The 21,930-nt window shown below is 41.2% G+C and carries 18 protein-coding genes; 8 read left to right on the plus strand and 10 right to left on the minus strand.

Going from position 1 to position 21,930, the window contains the following annotated elements:
- Positions 1-213 precede the first annotated feature (213 nt).
- The 3 genes from R2Q78_RS17780 to R2Q78_RS17790 all read left to right on the plus strand — a co-directional run bounded on the left by R2Q78_RS17780 (position 214) and on the right by R2Q78_RS17790 (position 3,015).
- The gene (locus tag R2Q78_RS17780) at positions 214-879 is read left to right on the plus strand and encodes a DUF6266 family protein (RefSeq protein WP_316793897.1); all 666 of its coding nucleotides are present in this window, start codon (positions 214-216) and stop codon (positions 877-879) included.
- Between the two features lie 71 nt (positions 880-950).
- Entirely contained in the window at positions 951-1,640 is a 690-nt protein-coding gene (locus tag R2Q78_RS17785) for a DUF4377 domain-containing protein (protein WP_316793898.1), read from the plus strand.
- A gap of 82 nt (positions 1,641-1,722) precedes the next feature.
- The gene (locus R2Q78_RS17790; protein ID WP_316793899.1) at positions 1,723-3,015 is read left to right on the plus strand and encodes a DEAD/DEAH box helicase; all 1,293 of its coding nucleotides are present in this window, start codon (positions 1,723-1,725) and stop codon (positions 3,013-3,015) included.
- Positions 3,016-3,025: 10 nt separating this feature from the next.
- On the opposite strand, the gene mazG is transcribed toward R2Q78_RS17790, so the two are convergent.
- The 7 genes from mazG to R2Q78_RS17825 form a co-directional block, all read right to left on the minus strand.
- A complete protein-coding gene (mazG, locus tag R2Q78_RS17795) occupies positions 3,026-3,832 on the minus strand; it encodes a nucleoside triphosphate pyrophosphohydrolase (protein WP_316793900.1) in 807 nt (268 codons plus the stop codon).
- A gap of 3 nt (positions 3,833-3,835) precedes the next feature.
- Positions 3,836-4,135 carry a hypothetical protein gene (locus R2Q78_RS17800; protein WP_316793901.1) on the minus strand — a complete coding sequence of 100 codons (300 nt, stop codon included), beginning with the start codon at positions 4,133-4,135 and terminating at the stop codon, positions 3,836-3,838.
- Positions 4,136-4,142: 7 nt separating this feature from the next.
- Entirely contained in the window at positions 4,143-5,255 is a 1,113-nt protein-coding gene (locus R2Q78_RS17805) for an AI-2E family transporter (RefSeq protein ID WP_316793902.1), read from the minus strand.
- Between the two features lie 75 nt (positions 5,256-5,330).
- Entirely contained in the window at positions 5,331-6,284 is a 954-nt protein-coding gene (locus R2Q78_RS17810; RefSeq protein WP_316793903.1) for an aldo/keto reductase, read from the minus strand.
- 34 nt (positions 6,285-6,318) lie between these two features.
- Positions 6,319-6,993, minus strand: coding sequence for a tRNA (5-methylaminomethyl-2-thiouridine)(34)-methyltransferase MnmD (gene mnmD / locus R2Q78_RS17815; RefSeq protein WP_316793904.1), 675 nt, complete (start codon positions 6,991-6,993; stop codon positions 6,319-6,321).
- A gap of 39 nt (positions 6,994-7,032) precedes the next feature.
- Entirely contained in the window at positions 7,033-9,060 is a 2,028-nt protein-coding gene (locus R2Q78_RS17820) for a M13 family metallopeptidase (RefSeq protein WP_316794075.1), read from the minus strand.
- Positions 9,061-9,149: 89 nt separating this feature from the next.
- Positions 9,150-9,356, minus strand: coding sequence for a hypothetical protein (locus tag R2Q78_RS17825; RefSeq protein ID WP_316793905.1), 207 nt, complete (start codon positions 9,354-9,356; stop codon positions 9,150-9,152).
- A gap of 101 nt (positions 9,357-9,457) precedes the next feature.
- On the opposite strand from R2Q78_RS17825, the gene R2Q78_RS17830 reads away from it, so the two are divergent.
- Entirely contained in the window at positions 9,458-10,156 is a 699-nt protein-coding gene (locus tag R2Q78_RS17830; protein WP_316793906.1) for a TetR/AcrR family transcriptional regulator, read from the plus strand.
- A gap of 452 nt (positions 10,157-10,608) precedes the next feature.
- On the opposite strand, the gene R2Q78_RS17835 is transcribed toward R2Q78_RS17830, so the two are convergent.
- Positions 10,609-11,490 carry a DMT family transporter gene (locus tag R2Q78_RS17835; RefSeq protein ID WP_316793907.1) on the minus strand — a complete coding sequence of 294 codons (882 nt, stop codon included), beginning with the start codon at positions 11,488-11,490 and terminating at the stop codon, positions 10,609-10,611.
- A 156-nt stretch (positions 11,491-11,646) separates the two neighbouring features.
- Between R2Q78_RS17835 and R2Q78_RS17840 the strand changes: the two genes are divergently transcribed.
- Both R2Q78_RS17840 and R2Q78_RS17845 read left to right on the plus strand, forming a co-directional pair.
- Positions 11,647-13,812 (plus strand): S9 family peptidase, encoded by a 2,166-nt coding sequence (locus tag R2Q78_RS17840; protein ID WP_316793908.1) that lies wholly within the window; start codon positions 11,647-11,649, stop codon positions 13,810-13,812.
- A gap of 470 nt (positions 13,813-14,282) precedes the next feature.
- Positions 14,283-16,979, plus strand: coding sequence for a valine--tRNA ligase (locus tag R2Q78_RS17845; protein ID WP_316793909.1), 2,697 nt, complete (start codon positions 14,283-14,285; stop codon positions 16,977-16,979).
- Positions 16,980-17,147: 168 nt separating this feature from the next.
- Here the strand turns inward: R2Q78_RS17845 and R2Q78_RS17850 are convergent, their stop codons facing one another.
- On the minus strand, positions 17,148-17,609 hold the full coding sequence (locus tag R2Q78_RS17850) for a DUF4268 domain-containing protein (protein WP_316793910.1): 462 nt from the start codon (positions 17,607-17,609) through the stop codon (positions 17,148-17,150).
- Positions 17,610-17,655: 46 nt separating this feature from the next.
- Positions 17,656-18,117: a type I restriction enzyme HsdR N-terminal domain-containing protein gene (locus R2Q78_RS17855; protein ID WP_316793911.1), complete on the minus strand. Its 462-nt coding sequence runs from the start codon at positions 18,115-18,117 to the stop codon at positions 17,656-17,658.
- A 78-nt stretch (positions 18,118-18,195) separates the two neighbouring features.
- On the opposite strand from R2Q78_RS17855, the gene holA reads away from it, so the two are divergent.
- Together holA and R2Q78_RS17865 are read left to right on the plus strand one after the other, a co-directional pair.
- Positions 18,196-19,221 carry a DNA polymerase III subunit delta gene (holA, locus tag R2Q78_RS17860; protein WP_316793912.1) on the plus strand — a complete coding sequence of 342 codons (1,026 nt, stop codon included), beginning with the start codon at positions 18,196-18,198 and terminating at the stop codon, positions 19,219-19,221.
- 80 nt (positions 19,222-19,301) lie between these two features.
- Positions 19,302-21,848 carry a zinc-dependent metalloprotease gene (locus R2Q78_RS17865; protein WP_316793913.1) on the plus strand — a complete coding sequence of 849 codons (2,547 nt, stop codon included), beginning with the start codon at positions 19,302-19,304 and terminating at the stop codon, positions 21,846-21,848.
- Positions 21,849-21,930: the final 82 nt, after the last annotated feature.

Consider the following 21,930-nt stretch of genomic DNA (forward strand, 5'->3'; position numbering starts at 1 on the left):
TGAGGGTCCGTTTATACCTTGCTTTAGTTTGTTACGGGTTTGCAGCGGATTTGCTACGGGTTTGGAGCGGGTTTGGTACGGCTAAAACCCGCTCCAAACCCGTTTAGCAACCGCTTGAAATCTGCTCAGAATTGGCCTTAAATATTGACGGAGTCCGACCGGATCGCTATCTTTGTATCTAAGCTGTTACATAGCTTTTTAACCAAATATGATATGGCAAGAATGAAGAACGGACCCTTCGGTCCCATAATAGGAAAACTGGGCAATAAAATTGCTTACATACGACTAGGACAGCCGATTATCAAGATGGCTCCTGCAAAATCAAATAAACCGAGATCAACGGCTCAGATTGCAGCTTCCGACAGGATGCGGGTTGTGATGGAACTGATCAGTCCGCTAAACATGTTTACCAATGTAGGATTTAGACTAGCTGCAAGGGGTACCAACAAAACAGCTCAGAACAAAGCGGTATCTTATCAGCTGAATAATGCCCTGCAAGGCGTATATCCTGATCTAAGTATTGATTATTCTAAAGTGAGGCTGGCAGATGGAAAACTAAATCCTCCAACAGATACCACTGTGACCTATGCGGATGGGAAACTGACCTTTACCTGGGACAAAGATGCAGATGATACGTATAATAACTATCGTCTGCATGTGATGATGGTAGCTTATTTGCCGGATACAAAGACAGAATACTGCTGCATTATGGGAGCCAGGAAGCTTGCAGGAGAAGATTTTCTTTCGTTTGTACCTGCTGATGGTACGAAGCCCTACGCTAGGGTCAGGGAGACCTGTGCGGAGACTTACCTTGCGTTTATTTCTAATGACGGGGAGGCAATTTCTAACACAGTATATATGGGCCGTATAGAATTTTAGGCCATTCCGATTATGGAAAAAGAACATTGCAGGCATCTGTTTGTTATCTATATATCAAATGAAAAAACAAAATGATTAAAAATTTAATTACCAGCCTGACTTTAACACTCTCATTAATTTTCGGAATTTCTACTGCTGGAAAAGCCAGTGTATTCAGACTTATTGTAAAAGAAGAACTGGCAAGTTGTACCGGGGTAGCACCGCAGACCTGCTTCCAGGTAAAGTATACGAATAGCACAGATTGGGAATTATTCTACAGCGAGATCTCAGGCTTCAAATATCAGCCGGGTTATCGTTATGAATTGCTGGTAAGCCGTACTAAAAGAGCCAATGTTCCGGCAGATGCTTCGGCTTATACTTACAAATTGAAAAGAATCGTTAAGAAGACTAAAATGCCTGCTGCCAATACAGAATGGGGCTTTGTACTGAGGCACAAGTGGAAACTGATTCAGATGAATGGGATAACGCAGGAGCAATCTCCTGTATACATGACTTTCGATGGGACTAAAAAACGTGTGGGTGGTAAGTCTGGCTGCAACTCATTCTTTGGCGGATACGAAAACAAGGCAGGCCAACTTAAATTCGCACAAATGGCTGGTACAATGATGGCCTGCAGTGAGGAATTAAATAAGCTGGAACATCAGTTTTTAACACTTATTGGTAATAAAACATTCAGGTATGATGTGGCAGATCAGGTATTGAACCTGTATGAGGGTGATAAACTTGTCCTGATGTTTGGAATGGCTCCGCTGGATAAATAAGCTGCCAGATTATTTTAAGGCAGTTCATGAATGCTAGCTGAGTTTTAATTAAGTTTGCAAATTATATTTTAACAGAAGAAAAGTGTCGTTAGATAAATTAAAACTCAGCAAGCCATTGGTATCCGCTATGAATGATGCCGGATATATTTCAGCAAAAGAAATTCAGGCTAAAACCATGTCAAGGATCATTGGTGGTCAGGATATCATTGCGGTAGGTCCGGAAGGTAGCGGAAAGACCACAACCTATGTGCTGGGGGTTTTGATGAAATTAAAATATAGCACAGATGAAGCTCCTAAGGTGCTCATTCTGGTGCCTGATGCTGAACGCGTAGAGGCTATTATCGCCCAGTTTAAGATGCTGAGCGGCAACAGAAGCCTTCGGATCATAGGTCTTTACGGGACAGGGGGGATGGATGAAGTGATTCAGGACTTGCTGGACGGGATAGATATCGTAGTGGCTACGCCAACAAGGGCGCGTGCTGTATATCTTAAGCTAGGCTTGAACCTGAACAGGTTACAGATCCTGATTGTTGATGACGCAGAAGTGATTGTAAAACAAGGAATGCAATTGCCGGTATGTGAACTGGCAAGAAGTGCCGGTAAAGTACAACACTTGATTTTTACTACGGTAGTACACGATAAGCTGAGCCATATGATCGATCAGTTTATGAACTTTCCAGTCACCATTGAGGTGGAAGAGCTGAGCGAAAGTCAGGCGATAACGCATGAATTGCTCTTGTACCAGGTTCCTAATTTCAAAAGTAAGATCAGCCTGCTGAATTCTTTGTTGCGTGATGATGAAGTGTTCGAAAAGGTTGTGGTATTTGTAAACAGCCGTCTGACTGCACAAAAACTTGGAAAAAGCCTCGTTTCCTATAAACCTGGTGAAGTGTCCGTATTGAACCCCTTGTTTTTTGATGAAGAGGGATTTGACCATATTGAAGATTTTAAAGATACCCCTGAAGCACGAGTGCTGATTGTAGCCAATGAAGGATTGACTGCACCATTGGATCTTTCAGGTGTGCCATTTATCTTTCACTTCGAAATACCTGAAAAGAAAGAAGTATTCCTGAGCCGCGTAGTAAAATCGGGAGAAGAAGAGGTCATAGCAATTACTTTTGCCACAGATATGGAGCTGGTTGATCTCCGTAAAATTGAGCAGTCGTTAGGATTCAAAATTCCTGTTATGGATTTGCCTGAAGATGTAGTGGTTGATAAGCCTGTTAAGGCCCCGAAAATTAAGACCGTTAAGGAAGATGCTGGTGCTCCGAAAGGTGGTGGTGCATTCCACGATAAGAAAGAAAGTAACTCTAAAACCCATAACTATGGTATTGGGCAGAAAGCCAAAATGACCATGAAGAAGAAGCACGGTTAACTGAAGTGCTTTATAATTTTTTAGCTTCGTTCCAATACACATCCATCTCAGCCAGCGTCATGTCCTGAAGGGCTTTGCCATTCTCTTTGGCCTTCTCTTCCAGATACTGAAAGCGCTTAATGAATTTCTTATTGGTCTTTTCTAAAGCATTCTCGGGATTGATATTGATGAAACGGGCATAGTTGATCAGAGAGAAGAGCAGGTCGCCAAATTCACCTTCAGCTTTTTCAATATCTATATTGGCGGCGTCTGTTACGTTGAACTCATCCTTGAATTCCTGAAGTTCTTCTTCTACTTTTTCCCATACCTGGGTTTTATCCTCCCAGTCGAACCCAACTCCACGAGCCTTTTCCTGTATGCGGCTGGCTTTTACCAGGGAGGGTAAACCGGCGGGAACTCCGGCAAGCACAGATTTGTTTCCTTCTTTCAGCTTCAGCTTTTCCCAGTTGCGCTTTACATCATTTTCATCCTGTACTTCTACATCGCCGTAAATGTGCGGGTGTCTGCTGATGAGCTTATCACATACGCTGTTTAGTACATCTATTATGGTGAAATCATTTGTTTCGGATGCAATCCGTGCATAAAAGACAAGGTGCATCATGACATCCCCCAGTTCCTTTTTAACCTCATCGAGATCTCCTTCCAGAATTGCGTCAGACAATTCATAGGTTTCTTCTATGGTCAGGTGACGTAGGGTCTCCATGGTCTGTTTTTTATCCCAAGGACATTCGGTACGTAAAGTATCTAAAACAGTAAGTAATCTTAGAAAGGCCGAAGATGGATCTGCTGCGGTAACGGGAGGTATATTGTTGGGCATTGTTTATTGTTTTACGAAGTTAAAGGTAATCATCATTGTCGTTAAAAAAAGAACAATGAGTCCTGAAAGGAAAACAAAGTCGGCTACTTTTTCAAGCTTTTCATTCGGACCGGATGTTTTTCGCATCGAGATGAACGATATGATGCAGCTGGCCATAAAAAGAATGATCGCCAATGCCGTAGTTTCATCGATCAGCGTGCTGTCTTCCATCTTTGATACCTTAATGGAAGTGAGTACGATAAAGCATAACCCCAATAGGTTGGCGGAGGTGTTCAGGATGTGCGGGGACTTGTTATCTGCCATTTTTTGATTATTCCTGTTCCTCCAGTTTAATGTTTTTTGTGATGCGGTATACCCTGCGCTTCTTATTTGGTTTTTCCTCTCCTCCAAGCAAAATTCCCCATGGTTTTAACTGGTCTATGCGATCAAAAATGATTTTTAGCATCGCCAGGTAGGGAATGCATAAAAACATGCCTGAGATGCCCCAGATCATTTCGCCTACGACAATACCTATAAATGCAAATAGTGCATTGATCTTCACTTTGGAACCGACTACCAGAGGCATTAAAACATTTCCATCGACGGCGTGCACGGCGACAAAAGCAACAATTACCAATAGCATCTTGGCTGCGCCTGCTGTAGCGAAGGTGATCAGTACGCTGATCAGCAATGCTGTAAAGATACCGATATAGGGAATAATGTTAAACATTCCTGCGATGAGGCCCAGCAGCATAGCGTATTTGACATTCAATGCCCATAGCACAAAGACCATCAAAAGCGTGACGATCAGCATCTGTATAAACAGGCCTGTAATGTATTTTTTTATGATGTACTGAATATGCTGTACGATTTCACTAACCTTTTGGGTATGTTTTTCTTCGAAAACAGAGGTTAGAAAAGTGAACAATACCCGTCGGTAGTTTAAGATGAAGAAAGTAAACAGCAATAGGAATGAAAGGAATAAAAGGGTAGAAGATAATGTAAGCAAAGTAGCGCCTAGTACCGTGGCGCTTGTGGCCAGCGCACTGGTAGCGCTATCCTTTAAATAATCTATCTGTTTATGCGCGTTTACATGGAAAGTGCCTGAAATCCAGTTTTGTACATCGTGGAAAGAAGTTTCTGCCTGTTTTTTTAGTAAGGGCCAGTCTTGCCACAGGTCACTGAGCTGGTTGGCCAGGAAGTACATGATACCGCATATGAATGCAATCATTAATACGACTGAAACAATCGATGCCATACTTCTTTTGAACCGCCATTTACGCTCCAGGAAATTGGCCAGGGGTAGCAGCAGCAGGGCCAGTAAAAAAGAAGTAAGTAAAGGCGCTAAGATGGTTTGTCCTAAAATGGCAAGATATCCGAGGCAGATGATCGCAAACAGCACCATCGCAAGTTTGGTGTAAAAGGGAAGAGAAATGTTTTTCATCAGGTAGGCCTGTAAGTTAATTTATATGGTAAGTTACCTTAAAAACAAATGCCCTGCCAAACTTAGGTGAAATAATTATTTCCAGGCACTTGCATCATCAAGTATGGCGATCTCTTCATTGTCGAGTTTTAAAGCAGCAGCCTTAATCAGGTCGTCTAATTGTGCTAAACTCGTTACGCTGGCAATGGGTGCGGTAATGGAAGGTTTTGCGATCAGCCAGGCAAGAGATACACTTGCGGGATTGGCATTGTATTGCTCTGAAACATCGTCAAGCGCTTTCAATATTTTGAAACCCCGCTCATTTAGATAATTCTTAATTCCCGCGCCGCGCTTGCTTTTGGTGAAATCTGCCTCTGAACGGTATTTTCCAGTTAAAAAACCACTGGCAAGTGCATAGTAGTTGATGACGCCAAGGTTATTGTCGAGTACCAGCTGTTCGAATTCTGTTTCGTATTTTTCCCTTTTATAAAGGTTATATTCGGGTTGAAAGGTCTGGTATCTGGGAAGATTAGCCGTTTCTGCGATTTCCAGTGCCTCTTTTAGTCTTGTTGCAGAGAAATTAGAAGCACCTATCCACCGCACTTTTCCTTCTTTAATGAGCTGGTCATAAACTGCCAGGGTGTCTTCTATTGGGGTTTCAAGGTCGTCGTAGTGCGACTGGTACAGGTCTATATAATCTGTTTTTAGTCGCTTAAGAGAGTTCTCTACACATTGTCTGATGTATTTGGGCGCTAAAGATTTTTTATCAGACCCCGGGATGGAGCCTACTTTGGTTGCAATAATGACCTGATCCCTGTTTTTTCTTTCCTGCATCCAGTTGCCGATGATCGTTTCAGATTCACCGCCTTTATTTCCGGGCGCCCAATGAGAGTAAGAATCTGCGGTATCTATGAAATTAAATCCCGCATCGGTAAATCCGTCTAATATTTCGAATGAAGTTTGTTCGTCTATAGTCCATCCAAACACGTTGCCCCCAAATGTGATGGGGTATACGAGTAAGTCTGTATTGCCTAATTTTCTCTTTTTCATTATTGTTTAACAAATTTAAGCTATCGGAGTTTGCCTATGCATGATCTTTTCTGGCCCTCAGCATCTCTCTTTTACCCGGTGCACCCGGAAGCTTTTCTATGGTAAAACCTACACTTTTTAATGCACGTTTTAATTTTCCCGTGATGGCATAGGTTACGAATATGCCGCCTGGTTTTAGAAATTTGCAAGTGTGTGCAATGATTTCATCTGTCCACATCTCAGGCTGGTGCTGTACTGAAAAAGCATCATAATAAACCAGGTCGAATTGCGAGGCACTTTCATAACGATGAAGGTAGGTATGCTGTATCCTCAATTGTTGTTCAGGGATAATATCGACTGCCTGCTGCATGGCTTTGCCATAATTGTTGACTAGCCCCTCCCAGATTTCATGTGGCACATATTGGTCATAGCCCGTTGACTCAAGTTCTTCACTCCTTAATGGAAAGGCCTCCAGCGAGGTGTATTTAAGCGGGATATTGTGGACTGAACAGTAAGCGGCACTGAGTAAAAAATTCAGACCTGTACCAAAACCGACTTCCAGCACACTTATATCCTGATCTGGAAAAAGAGCAATGACATGTTTTAATCCCGCATCTACAAATACATGCTTACTCTCCTGCAAAGCCCCATGTTTAGAATGGTAATGCTCGCCGATACTTTCGTTATACAGTGTATTCGAACCGTCGGCAGTTAATGTGATTTTATTCATTGCCGTAAAATTAGCTAAAACTCATTAACTTTAATCTCTTTACCAAAGCCTGATCCGGTCTTCCGGTTTCTTGTATAGTTTATCTCCCGGTTTCACGTCAAAGGCTTTATACCATGCATCCATATTTACAGGAGCACCGATAGTTCTGAACTGGCCCGGTGAATGCGGATCTGTTTTCACCAGTTGCGCTGCACTTTCAGGCAGTACATTGCCTCTCCAGACCTGTGCCCAGGAAAGGAAGAAGCGCTGATCCGGAGTAAATCCATCAATTTTTTCATCGGATTGACCTTGTTTGGTCATTTTGAAGGCTTCATAAGCAGCATTTAGTCCGCCGAGATCACCTATGTTTTCTCCCATCGTGAACTTGCCGTTTACAGAGATGGTATCCAGTACTTTATAACCGTCAAACTGCTCACCAAGTAATTTTGTTTTTGCGTCAAATTTCTCGCGGTCTTCTGCAGTCCACCAGTTACGCAAGTTACCGTCTTTATCATACTGACTTCCGGAGTCGTCGAATCCGTGCGACATTTCATGACCGATCACGGCACCAATACCTCCGTAATTTACGGCATCATCGGCATTAGGATCAAAGAAAGGGAATTGTAATATCCCGGCAGGGAATACGATTTCATTCATGGTTGCGCTGTAATAGGCATTAACCGTAGGGGGTGTCATGCCAAATCGGGTACGGTCTACCGGTTTTCCCAATTGAGCCACCATTTCCTGGTAAGCCCAGGTGCCTGCATTGCGCAGGTTTTGCAGATAAGTATCAGGACGGATGGTCAGGCCGTCGTAGTTACGCCATTTTGAAGGATAGCCTATTTTGGGCACAAAGGCATTCAGTTTGTCGAGTGCCTGTTGCTTAGTTACGTCACTCATCCAGTCCAGGTTTTTGATCCTGATTGCGAAGGCTTTCCTTAGGTTTTCAATCAATTCATCCATACGTACTTTTGCGTCAGGCTTAAAATATTTGGCCACGTAAAGCTGGCCAAGCAGGTCACCTATGGTACCGTCAGTCAATTGTGACATCCTTTGCCAGCGTGGAGTCTGAACTTTCTGTCCCGTCTGCGCCTGATTGAAAGCGAAAGTTGCGTTTACGAATGGACTGCTCAGGTTTGGTGCTGCACTCTTTAAGATGTTCCATTCCAGGTAGGTTTTCCAGTCGGCCAGTGAAACACTTTCCAGCAAACCATTTAGACTGACAAAGAATTTAGGAGAGGAAACAAGAACTGTATCCTGCTGGCGTACCAATAACTGGCTGAACAGCGATGGCCAGCTCATAGCAGGGGTACTTTTATTAAAATCCGATAGGGTGAATTTGTTATAGGTTTTATAGGGATCGCGCATTTCCAGGCGGGTCATTTGTGCGTCAGCGAGTTGTTTTTCTATGGCCATTACAATACCAGCCTTTTTTACTGCCTGGATTTCTGTGCTGCCTGTTAACTTGAACAGGGTGGTCATGTATGTCGTATAAGCTTCGCGTATTTTTACACTGCGGCTATCATCTTTCAGGTAATAATCACGATCGGGGAGTGTAGTTCCCCCTTGACCAAGCTGAGGTAGGTATTTGTTGACGTTTTTCTTATCCTGCGACACACCGAAGCTAAACATCGGGGAGGCAAGTCCATTGGTTCTCAGGTAAGCAGTATGGTTCAGGACATCGGCTGTGCTTTTAAGTTGCTTAATCTTTTCGAGTTCGGCTTTAATAGGTGTATAGCCTAGTTTTTCGATGGCTATACTGTCCATCGCGGCTCTGTAAAAATCACCAACCCGCCTTTTTACAGATCCTGCCGGTGCAGATTTGCCTGCGGCAGCATTTTCAACCAGACCCTTTACCGCATTGATGTTGAAGTCTCTCAACTCGTTGAAGCTTCCCCATCGGGTTTCTTTTGCAGGAACGGGATTGTTTTTTACCCATTTTCCACTGGCATACTTATAAAAATCATCGCCCGGCCTGACCGAAAGATCCATGTTTGCAGGGTCAATAAATTTTTGCTGTGCGCTTGCTGAATAGCTTACTGCCATTATGCCCAAAACGGCAAAACAGGCTTTGCATATTGTATTCATCATAAAAAAATAGTTTAGCCGATGTAAAGGAACATCATCGGTATAAAATTATCAAATGTACTCCGTAAAGCAATGATATCATGAAATTATTACCGATCAGAACTGATCAGTAATTCCTCATCCTTATTGAAGCGCCATACCTGCCTTTCCTGCATTCTTTCAATGACAAGAGAAAAGGAATCTGCAAGCTCAGTGATTTCGATAACGGGACCTAAATTTATAAGTCGATCACCAACTCTTAGTTCTGAAATGGGTAGGGTCGTAAGCTGCTCTGAAGGTTCAATTGATGGCGTCATAAAAATTAGGAAGATGGTTTTTTACAAAAACATTTGCTAAAGATAATTCGGTAAAGTTTAAAAAGTGGTGACATATGTAATAAATTTACTAATTTCAACAAATGAACGCTAAACCAAGAAAACGAGTTTCCGGTGAAATAAGGGACAAAGAAAAGACCATGCTCAAATTGATAAATGCTGTTGGAGAGATCATTAAGACAGAGGGATACACAGCATTGGGAGTTAATAAGATCGCCAAAAAAGCAGAAGTAAATAAAAAACTGATCTACCGTTATTTTGACAATAATGTAAATAATCTGATTGAAACCTATGTAAAAGCAAAAGATTATTGGATTGGTCTGTCTGAAAATATGGAGGATATATTAATGCAGGCCGATGTAGATCATGGAAAAGAGCTTTTGAAGTCTATTTTGAACAGGCAGCTTACTTTTTTTTACTCTGCAGAGGAGATGCAGAAGATCATCATTTGGGAAATCAGTGAAAAAAATAAGATGATCAAAGATGTTTCTTTCAAAAGAGAAGAATTTGGTGAGGAAATATTTAAGCTCATTGGACCTTATTTCGAAAATGCGGATACGGATATCCGGTCTTTGCTGGCCCTGCAGGTAGCTGGTGTCTATTATATGGTACTTCAGGCAAAAGCAAATGGAAATACTTTTTGCGGGGTAGATATCAATGAGCCGAATGGCATGGAAAGGGTATTAAAAGCTTTAGATAAAATTACTGATCTGATATATAAGGATGCAGAAAACAATTTAAAAATTAAGGAAAAGGCAGATTTCGATAAGGCGGAGTATTAAGATTGAGGGCGCTGAATAGGTTTATAGCACCCTCTTTCTTATGTTTGAGCGTATTAATCAAATAAAAACTACAACTGCTCTAAGACAGCTGGTCATCACCGTGTTAGGAGTAAATTAACACTACGATTGTATAAAGGTAAAACATAGTATTTTACCAAGTGGTGACATATTGTTTTTTAACAAAATCTATTACGTATAATTGAGAAATCCGATTTAGGGAAATGCCTTAATCTACACCTGTTTATAAATTAATTGTAGCGGGTGAAGGAAATTCAAGGAGAATTGAAACAAAGAAGTTACTTATTGAACCAATAGTAAATTCTGCTCAGGCTGAATTTTCTTAAGATGCTACCCGTAATGAAAAATATTCTTATAGTTCTCATAAGTCAGTCTTTTTATATGTATTTAACATATTTTAACATAATTTATTGTGTTGATGCAATAAATTATGTTTACTGAACTTTCTTTTTGAAGTTGTTTCGTTGACCAAGATACAAGCCGAATACGACAAGAAGTGTCCCTGCAATGGTATAGAGGGTGATGGGCTCATCCAATAACCACCAGGCATAGAAAAATCCAAATAGGGGACATAAAAAGAGCCATAGCGAGGCTTTAACGGTGTCAATTTTTAAAAGATAGAACCAGCAGATCAATCCTATGACAGAGACGGCGAGACTGAGCCACAATACTGAAGACACCAATCTGTTGTCTAATGTTATCGTTGAAAAATCGCTCATGGAAAGTGTAAAAGGAATTAACAATAATCCGCCCAGGGTCACCTGCCAGCCGTTGATCAAAATGTTTGGAAGCTGCCATTTTACCCTTGCGTAATAAACGCTGGCAAATGAAACAGATACCATGCTCAACATTAAAATCGTGAGTCCGGATAAGGTGGTACTGGCGTTTTGTAAAAGGGGGTAGGTGGCAATTCCAATTCCGATCATCCCAATAATGATGCTTAATACTTCTTCTTTCGATGGTTTTCTGCCTATCATCCAGGAAGAAAGTAAGACAATGAGTAGCGGATTGGTGGATGTGGCAAGGCTACCGATGCCGGCTGCAGTGTATTTCATTGCATATACATACATGCCGAGGTAAACGGTTGTATTTAAGAATCCGAAAATTGCGAGGTGTTTCCATTCCTCTGTGTTGGGCCAGCGGTAAGACTTGTCTTTATTGAATACATATCCAAAGACGAGCAGCACAAAGCCGGCGATAAAAAAACGCATGTTGCCCAATATCAATGGAGGTGCTGATAATATTCCGAATTTGGTAGCCACTGATGCCGAAGCCCATAACATCGCAAAAAGTAAACCTATAAAGATGTTTTTCATCGGGATTTTATTGTTTCATTTGTGACGAGCGTACCTTTTCGGACAGCCTCACCCAACAAAGGTAGGATGTTATTTGCTACATTTTATCTAAGTTTGCCGCATAACTGAATTATTCATATAAATTTTGGGCCAGCTTTGACTGGCAAATAGAAAATAATGAAAAGACTTATTTTATTAGTTCAATTGGTAGCTCTTGCTTTTTTGGGCAATGCTCAGAACAAACAATTGACCATGCAGGATGCGATGTTAAATGCCCGCACGACCTTAGCCCCTGAAAATCTTTCGCAGATCCAGTTTATTTATGGTACTGAAAATTATGTGTACGCTAAGCGTGTAAATGGCAGTCCGGTTTGGATGAGCGGGAATTTTAAGGATAAGGAGGAGAAGAATTTTCTTTCTTTAACTCAATTGAACCAAAAATTAAAATCTGCACAGCTGGATACACTGAAAGCCATGCCGATGATCCAGTTTAATCAGCAATCGGAATGGATTGTATATTTAAATGGAAGTAAGATCGCCTTAAATCCAGTAAAGAATACCTATGAAGTTTTGATGGATCAGTCGCTGGCGACTAAAGAAAATGCTGAGGCAGGCAATGCAGGTTATGTGGCCTATCTGGATAATTTTAACCTTTTTGTAGCAAAGGGAACAGATAAGCAGCAGGTAACCAATGATGGCAGTAAAGATATTGTATATGCATCATCTGTACACAGAGATGAATTTGGGATTTCAAAAGGGATATTCTGGAGCAATGCAGGTAAATTGCTTGCTTTTTACAGGATGGACCAAAGTATGGTTACGGATTACCCGATCATTGACTGGACCAGCAGACCTGCAAAAAACGTGAATATCAAATACCCTATGGCGGGTGATAAAAGTCACCAGGTAACTGTTGGGCTTTATAATCCTGAAACCAAAAAAACAATATATCTTAAAACTGGTACTCCTGTAGAGCAGTACCTGACCAATATTGCCTGGAGTCCTGATGATAAGTATGTGTACATCGCAGTGCTCAACAGGGAACAAAATCATATGCGCCTAAACCAGTTCGATGCAGTTACAGGAGCGTTCATTAAAACGCTATTTGAAGAAAAAGACGATAAATATGTAGAGCCATTGGTGCCTATGTTATTTCTTAAAAATGATCCTTCGAAATTCATCTGGCAAAGTAACCGTGATGGCTGGAATCATCTTTATTTATATAATATCAATGGAAAATTGGTTAAGCAACTGACTAGGGGTCCCTGGGAAGTACTGGAAGTGAAAGGTTTTGACGCTAAGGGCGATCAATTGTTCTATATTTCTACTGAAGAATCTCCGGTTACCAGAAATCTTTACGCTTTGGGTATTAAGACAGGCAAGTCCAGGAGAATTACCCAGGACTATGCGGTTCATAATGTGCAGATCAGTACATCAGGAAATACGGTAGTGGATAATTATAGCAGCCCGCAGGTACCAAGGGTGATTCAGGTATTTGAAACAGCAGCTCCTGCAAAACCTAAAGTGCTATTAACAGCTGCAAATCCTTTGTCGGCCTATGCCACAGAAAGCTCTACCGTGTTTACCATCAAAGGAAAATCCGGAGATGATCTTTTTGCAAGTTTATATAAACCTGTTGGCTATGACGCCTCAAAAAAATATCCTGTTGTTGTGTATTGGTATGGAGGTCCTCATGCCCAACTGATCACCAACAGCTGGAACGCAGGAGCTGGCGATTATTGGTTTAGATATATGGCTGAACGTGGTTATGTGGTGCTAACTGTGGATGTAAGGGGAAGTGACAACAGAGGCCGTGCTTTTGAACAATCTATGTTCCGCAAAGCGGGAGAGGTACAGATGGAGGATATGATGAGCGCGGTGGATTACCTGAAAGGCCTGCCTTATGTTGATGCGGCCAATATGGGACTATTTGGCTGGAGTTTCGGCGGTTTTGCCACAACAGACTTCATGCTAACCCACCCCGGTGTATTTAAAGCTGCGGTAGCTGGTGGTCCGGTGATCAACTGGGCTTTTTATGAAATTATGTATACTGAGCGTTATATGGATACCCCTCAGGAAAATCCTGAAGGATATGCAGCGACTTACCTTTCTTCGAAAGTAGATCAGCTGAAGGGTAAATTGTTATTGATCCACGGTCAGCAGGATCCTGTAGTTGTGCAACAGCATTCTGTGGATTTCGTGAAAAAGGCTGTAGATAAGGGTGTGCAGGTAGATTATATGATTTATCCTGGCCATGAACATAATGTTATTGGAAAGGATAGGGCACATTTGTATCAGAAAGTAACGGATTACTTTGAGTTGTATTTGAAAAAGGAAAAATAACCGTTCTCTTCTACGGCTGCATAATTGCGCTGAAGAAGCGCAAAGACGCTATGCCGTTTCAGAGAAAGTGATTTTTCTGGAAAAGCGAGAGTGTTAGGCTGAGGGGTAATAGGCTGGAATTGCCGTTTCAGAGAAGGTGATTTTTCTGGGAAAAGCGAGGGTGTTAGGCTGAGGGGTATTAGACTGGAAGTAAGGCGCTAGGCTGGCAGTACCGTTTCAAAGAAGGTGATTTTTTGGGAAGACAAAGGTGTTAGGCTGGAAGTACCGTCTTAAGAAGGTGATCTTTCGGAATATGAAGTAAAGGGTGGTACTGGAGTACTGCCCTTTCTTTTTTTCTTTTCCCAAAAAAAATCAGTGTTGGGAGCCGACATGCAAATGTTTTGCCCTTCAGCAAAAGATTTGGCGAGGCGAGCAGCATCTGTTTTTTTTTCCTTATTTTTACGCCTCAAAATCTGATACTTTTCAAAATAATGAGCATTTCTACAAAATACGATCCGGCAGCAACCGAAGATAAATGGTACAGCTACTGGATGTCGAAAAACTTTTTTCATTCTGAGCCTGATGAGCGTGAGCCATATACCATTGTAATTCCGCCACCTAATGTGACCGGGGTGCTGCACATGGGGCACATGCTAAATAATACCATTCAGGATGTATTGATCCGCAGGGCACGTATGCAAGGCAAAAATGCCTGCTGGGTACCTGGTACTGATCATGCATCTATTGCTACAGAAGCTAAGGTGGTCGCCATGCTTAAAGATATGGGTATCGATAAAAAGGACCTGAGCAGGGAAGAGTTTTTGAAGTATGCCTGGGAATGGAAAGAGAAATATGGCGGTATCATTTTAGAACAACTGAAAAAGCTTGGCGCCAGCTGTGACTGGGAGCGTACCCGTTTTACAATGGAGGATGATCTGTCAGAAGCAGTAATCGACAGTTTTATTCACTTGTATAAAAAAGGACGTATTTACCGTGGGGTAAGGATGGTAAACTGGGATCCGGCAGGTAAAACTGCTGTGTCTGATGAAGAGGTAATTCGTAAGGAGGTAAATCAGAAGCTTTATTACATTAAATATTCTATCTGTGAGAAAGCTTTGGTAGATGGTGCAGAACTGGATGGCAGTAATTCCCTTACCATTGCAACTACCCGTCCTGAGACCATCATGGCAGATGCTGCGATCTGTATAAACCCTAATGATGAAAGATATACCCATCTGAAAGGTAAGAAAGTTTTTGTACCGCTAATCAATCGTGAGATTCCTGTTATTGAAGATGAGTATGTAACCATGGATTTTGGAACAGGCTGTTTGAAGGTAACACCTGCGCATGACCTGAACGATTATGAGCTGGGAATAAAACATAAACTGCCTATTATAGACATCTTAAATGATGACGGTACACTGAATGAACTGGCAGTAGTATTGGTAGGTGAAGACCGTTTTACAGCAAGAAAGAAGATTGCTGTTCTTTTGGAAGAAGCCGGACATCTTGAAAAAGTTGAGGATTATAAATCGCAGGTAGGTTTTTCTGAACGTACCAATGCAGCGATAGAACCTAAATTGTCCATGCAATGGTTTTGCAAAATGGATGAAATGGCGAAACCAGCTTTGGAAGATGTACTTAACGGAGACATTAAACTGATCCCTGAAAAGTTTGTGAACACTTACCGTCACTGGATGGAAAATGTGCGCGACTGGAATATCAGCCGCCAGCTTTGGTGGGGCCAACAAATTCCTGCCTGGTATGACGACAAAGGAAACTGGGTAGTAGCTAAAACAAAAGAAGAGGCTTTGAATGAATTTTTAAAGCTTAAAGATATAGACGGGGTATTTACCGCAGATGAAGCCAATGGATTTAAGCACCAGCTTGCGCCATTTGTTTCGCAGGATCCGGATGTAATGGATACCTGGTTCTCCTCATGGTTGTGGCCTATATCTGTTTTCGATGGTTTCAAAAACCCTGACAATAAAGACATCAATTACTATTATCCGACAAATGATCTGGTAACAGCTCCGGAAATTCTATTCTTCTGGGTAGCGCGTATGATTATGGCGGGACATGAATTCAGAGGTCAGAAACCATTCACTAATGTTTATTTAACAGGTATTGTAAGGGATAAGCTGGGCCGTAAAATGTCCAAATCACTTGGCAACTCTCCAGACCCGATAGGCCTGATTGAAAAATATGGTGCTGATGGCGTAAGGGTAGGTATGTTGTTATGTTCTCCGGCAGGTAATGACCTGATGTTTGATGAAAGTTACTGTGAGCAGGGAAGGAATTTTGCCAATAAAATCTGGAATGCATTCAGGTTGGTTAAGGGCTGGGAAGTAGATGAAAGCCTGGAGAACCCTAATCAGCAAGCCATCTTGTGGTTTGAAAACAGGTTCAATGAAGCACTTTCAGAAATCGAAGATAACTTTAAACAATACCGTTTATCAGAAGCATTAATGGCTTGTTACAAGCTGGTATGGGATGATTTCTGTGCCTGGTACCTGGAGATGGTTAAGCCGGCATATCAGCATCCTATCGACGCGGATACATTAAAAGTAACTATCGGTTTCTTTGAGAAGATACTGACTTTACTACATCCGTTTATGCCATTCCTGACAGAGGAATTGTGGCACGATGAGTTGTTTGGAGAAAAAGGAGAACTGGATTGTTGTATAGTGGCCGCTTATCCTGTAGTAGGTTCAGCTGATGCAGCTTTGCTTAAAGAGGTGGAGGTAATCAAAGGACTGGTTGCGGAAATCAGAAACGTGAGAAATACGAAGCAGATTTCGCCAAAAGAAGGACTGCCACTTGCCATTAAAGTAAACTCTGCTTTAGACTATGAGAAGTGGTTAAATATTGTTTTCAAACTGGCGAATATCAATGAGGTGGAGTTTGTGAATGATAAACTAGCAGGTGCAGCAAGCTTCATGGTGGGTAACGATGAGTTCTTCATACAATTAAATGAGACCATTGATGTAGATGCCGAACGTGAGCGTCTGAATGCGGATCTTATTTATCTGCAGGGCTTCTTAAAATCCGTAGATGCAAAATTGAGTAATGAGAGATTTGTACAAAATGCAAAGCCTGAGATTATTCAAAATGAGCGCAATAAGAAGGCTGATGCAGAATCAAAGATTAAGATCATTGAGGAAAGCTTAGCGGCATTGGGTTCCTAATAAATGCATAAAAAAGAGGTTGTATCATTAATACGGTCGTCATCCTGAATTTATTTCAGGATCCCGGACATGCTATTCAAAACCTGCTCAAACGGGATCCTGAAATAAATTAAGGATGACGATGTGCAGAAAAATGGCATGATTTAGATTAATGATACAGCCTCTTTTTTATTTGAATACTTCAAAGCTATATTGCGCATCGCTCCAGAATTCATCGAGAGCGATAATCCTGGGTTTGAAAAAGGAGATGAGCGATGGCCAGTCTTCTTTTTTGAAGATGCTGACGTCTGACAATGTTTTACTGATCCTGGTAACTATCTTGCCGTATTCATCTTGTATGTGGAGGTCCCAGTCCCATTCTTCTCCCAATTGATCTTCAAGTAATCTTTTAAACTCCCGGAACTGTTCAAATATCAACTCCTGGATACCCGGATCGCTATGGGTAATTTCTATGGCGATAAATGCAGATTTATTGTCAGCCTGCATTTTGAAGAACACATGTTTTAAGCCGGTTTTATAGTTAATCCAGTTGATCTTTAAACCCTCTGCGGAAAGCTGCGGAGCTATATATTGTCCGAATGTCGTCCAGAAGGTCTGTTTGAGTTGCGAAGCCTGATCTTTTGAATACAATGTGATGGATATTGAAGGTGTGAAATAATATGAATTGGAATCAGATTTAAAGCAATTGATATTCCGGTAAAGTTTCAATAAATAAAAACTTTTCTGCGAGGTGGTCTATTTGTGCATAGCAATGTTTTAAGCCATTTGTGACCACCAGCCACCTCGTTTTGTGTACAGAGTTGTAACGTGCAGCCTGATCAAAAGTAGCCTGAGTAATTTTGACTGAAGGTGCTTTACATTCTATGACCATGATCCGCTCGCCGGCTGTATTAAAAATGACGATGTCAGTCCTTTTCTGGAGTTTGTTCAGGCTCAGTCCTCCCTCTATCTGTATCAGTGCGCGTGGGAATTTCTTTTCCAGAATCAGGTATTGGATGAAATGTTGTCTTACCCATTCTTCAGGTGTCAGCACCAGGTGTTTTTTTCTAACTTCATCAAAAATGTAATGTTGCTTATCCTTTAATGTGATCTTAAAAGGATATTGCGGAAGGTTTAATGGTGTTGGTGTAAATGACATTTCTGTAAAAATAGACAAAAATTTTTATCTAAGTTTTCTCTTAGTATCTATTGTTTTTATCTAAGTTTGAACATTCATATGAGTGCCTCCGATATCATCAAAGACATAAAAGCCAGAAAGTTTAAGCCTGTTTATTTATTACATGGCGAAGAACCCTATTATATTGATCAGATTGTTCATTATATGGAAGAGCATATCTTGAATGATATGGAAAAAGGGTTCAATCAGACCGTCTTATATGGCAAGGATACCGACATGTCGACGATCATGAATGCGGCTAAACGTTATCCGATGATGTCTGATTATCAACTCATCGTGGTGAAGGAAGCGCAGGACCTCAAATGGGCTAAGGAGACAGAAGGCAGTAACAAACAGGCAGAATTTGTGCTCAATTATTTTGAGAAGCCGATGCCTACGACAATACTTGTGCTTGCCTATAAGTATGCAAATTTTGATAAGCGTAAAAAGATCTACAAGGCGATAGATAAAGGCGGAGTGGTTTTTCAGTCGGACCTTGTCAGGGATTATAAGCTTGCGGCATGGATAGATGAGCTGGTTAAGGAGAAAGGGTATAAGATCGCACCGCAGGCTTCGGCATTGATGGCTGAATACCTGGGGACAGATCTTTCAAAGATTGCCAATGAGGTTGAAAAGCTGATGCTCAACATCACAAAAGACATTACCATTGATACAGATCTTGTACAGAAAAATATAGGCATCAGTAAAGAATACAATGTTTTTGAGCTGCAAAAGGCACTTGCAGTAAAGAATGTGCTGAAGTGTAACCAGATCGTGAATTACTTTGCAGATAATCCAAAGGCAAATCCGATGGTAATGGTGATGGCCAACCTGAATGCTTATTTTTCAAAGATTTTAAAGTATCATTATTTGCCAAATAAAGGAGATGCTGCAAAAGAATTAGGCGTAAATCCTTATTTTGTTAAGGATTATGAAACCGCTGCAAGGAGTTACGGCTTAAATAAAACATTCGATATCATTAGTTTACTTCGTGAATATGACCTCAAAAGTAAGGGGGTGGACAGTACGGGGAACATAACAGATGGAGAACTGCTCAAAGAATTGCTGTTTAAAATGCTCCATTAGTGTAACTGTAAAGTTATAATTCCTCCGTTTTTATTTGAATCATAGTAACTTATCTTTGGTGCCTAAACTATTATTCAATAATGAAGAAAACTATACTTTTAGCTATGCTTGGAGTAGCTGCCGCATCTTATGCAGACGCCCAGGTCAGACCTACTAATCCTGCAGGTAACGCTCCTGCAAATCCCAATGCGATGAACCGTCCGGGTGCACCTGCAACGGGACCAAAGCCGTATAAGCAGGTGATCACAAATAAAGCAAAGACAGACAATGGTTTGTTTAAAGTTCACAATGTAGAAGACCGCTATTTCTTTGAAATTCCTGATTCTCTTTTGGGTAGGGAGATCTTAACTGTAAACAGGATCAGTAAAGCTGCTGCAGGTAACCGTGCATCCATGATGGGATACGGTGGAGACCATATCGGAGATAACGTAATCAGTTTCGAGAAAGGGCCTGCAAACAAAATTTTCCTTAAAGCAATTTCTTTCAGTGAGCGTTCTGTAGACAGTACCGATCAGGGAATGTATAAATCACTGAAAAATTCAAATATTCAGCCACTGGTAGCTTCATTTGAAGTTAAAGCTTACCAGGATTCAGCATCAAAGGTAAAATGTTCTGTTATCGATGTAACAGATTATATGAATGGTGATAACGATATTTTCTTTTTTGAAGCGGGCGCTAAAAGAGCGCTTTCTATTGGAAGTATAATGAGTGATCGCTCGTATGTCAAAGAGATCAAAGCTTATCCTTTGAATATAGAAATCAGAACTTTGAAAACTTATATGAAGGCTCCAAGCCAGGGTGCTGGTGCAATGGGAGGCGGCGGTGCTCCTCCGGCTTCTACACCTGTTACCTATGAGTTGAACAGTTCGATGATTTTGCTTCCTGCCAAACCTATGAAGCCAAGGTTTTATGATCCGAGAGTGGGATACTTTGCAACAGGTTATGTTGACTTTGATGCAAATCCACAAGGTATAAAAAACCAGGCTGTGATCACCAAATGGAGATTAGAGCCTAAACCTGAAGATGTAGAAAAATACAAAAGAGGTGAATTGGTAGAGCCTCAAAAACAAATTGTTTATTATATCGATCCTGCGACACCTAAGAAATGGATACCATATCTGATTGCAGGTGTGAATGACTGGCAGGTGGCTTTTGAAAAAGCCGGTTTTAAAAATGCGATAGTTGCCAAGCTGGCGCCGAATGATCCGGATTGGAGCATTGATGATGCGAGACACAATGTGATTGTATATAAACCTTCGGATATTCCTAATGCAAGTGGACCACACGTACACGATCCGAGAACTGGTGAGATTTTGGAGACACACGTAAACTGGTATCACAATATCATGCAGCTGGTTAGAAACTGGTATATGGTTCAGGCTGCTGCAATTGATCCTAAAGCAAGGAAACTGAAATTTGATGACAAGCTAATGGGAGAATTGATCAGATTCGTGTCTTCACACGAAGTAGGTCATACTTTAGGTCTGCGTCACAATTTCGGGTCGTCTGCAACAGTTCCGGTTGAAAAACTGAGAGACAAACAATGGGTAGAGAAAAATGGCCATACACCATCTATCATGGATTATGCACGTTTCAATTATGTCGCACAACCAGAAGATAAAGTTACCGAAAAAGGCATATTCCCAAGAATAGGAGATTATGATTTGTGGGCTATTGAATGGGCATATAAATGGCTTCCTCAGTATAAAACAGCAGCAGAGGAAGAAGCATATTCTAATAAAACAATTATCAAAAGGATAGGTGAGAACAAAAGATTGACTTTTGGTACAGAATCAGATCCGAATGATCCACGTAACCAGAATGAAGATTTGGGTGATAATGCGATGCTTGCTTCAGAATACGGCATCAAAAACTTAAAACGATTGATTCCTAACGTTCTAGTATATACTAAAGAGGACAATGAGGATTATTCAAATGCAAAAACTTTATATAATGAAGTTGTTGGACAATTTGGCCGTTATATGGGGCATGTCGGCAAAAATGTAGGCGGTATCTACACTTCACCAAAAACTATTGAAGAAAAAGGACCTGTTTATGTACGTACTGCGGCTGCAACACAGAAAGAAGCGATGGACTTTTTAAGTAAAAACCTATTTACCACGCCTACATGGTTGTTAGATCAGCCATTAATGGATGTGATAGGTGAGGATCCGGTAACCGTGATTGGCAGAGTTCAAGGGCCAACAATTGCCCGAATGACCAGTATGTCCACATTGAACAAACTGATTTCAGCTGAGGCAGCTGACGGTGCAACAGCCTATAAAATCACGGATCTTTTTGCTGATCTGAATAATTCTATTTTTACGGAATTGAAATCAAATGTCCAGATCGATGTATACCGTCGTAACCTGCAGAAAAACTATGTAGATAAACTGATCAATATCGTTAAACCTGCAGCAGCACCTGCAGCAACAGGCGGAGGGTTTTCGATGGGCCAATCTGGTGGCGGATCATCACAAAGTGATGTAGTATCAGTTGTGAAAGGACAATTACGCGAAATTTTAGCATCTGTAAAATCAGCAACGCCTTCGGCATCTGGTTTGAGCAAATACCATCTTGAAGATTTATCTGAGCGCATTGACAATGCCTTGAAATCTAAAGATTAATTACATTTAATTCTTTTAAAGCGGAGCACCATAAATAATTTTTATGGTGCTCTTTTTACAATAGCCATTCCTTAAAAACATT

The sequence above is a fragment of the Pedobacter frigoris genome (assembly GCF_032678645.1).
Classification (GTDB): Bacteria; Bacteroidota; Bacteroidia; order Sphingobacteriales; family Sphingobacteriaceae; genus Pedobacter; species Pedobacter frigoris_A.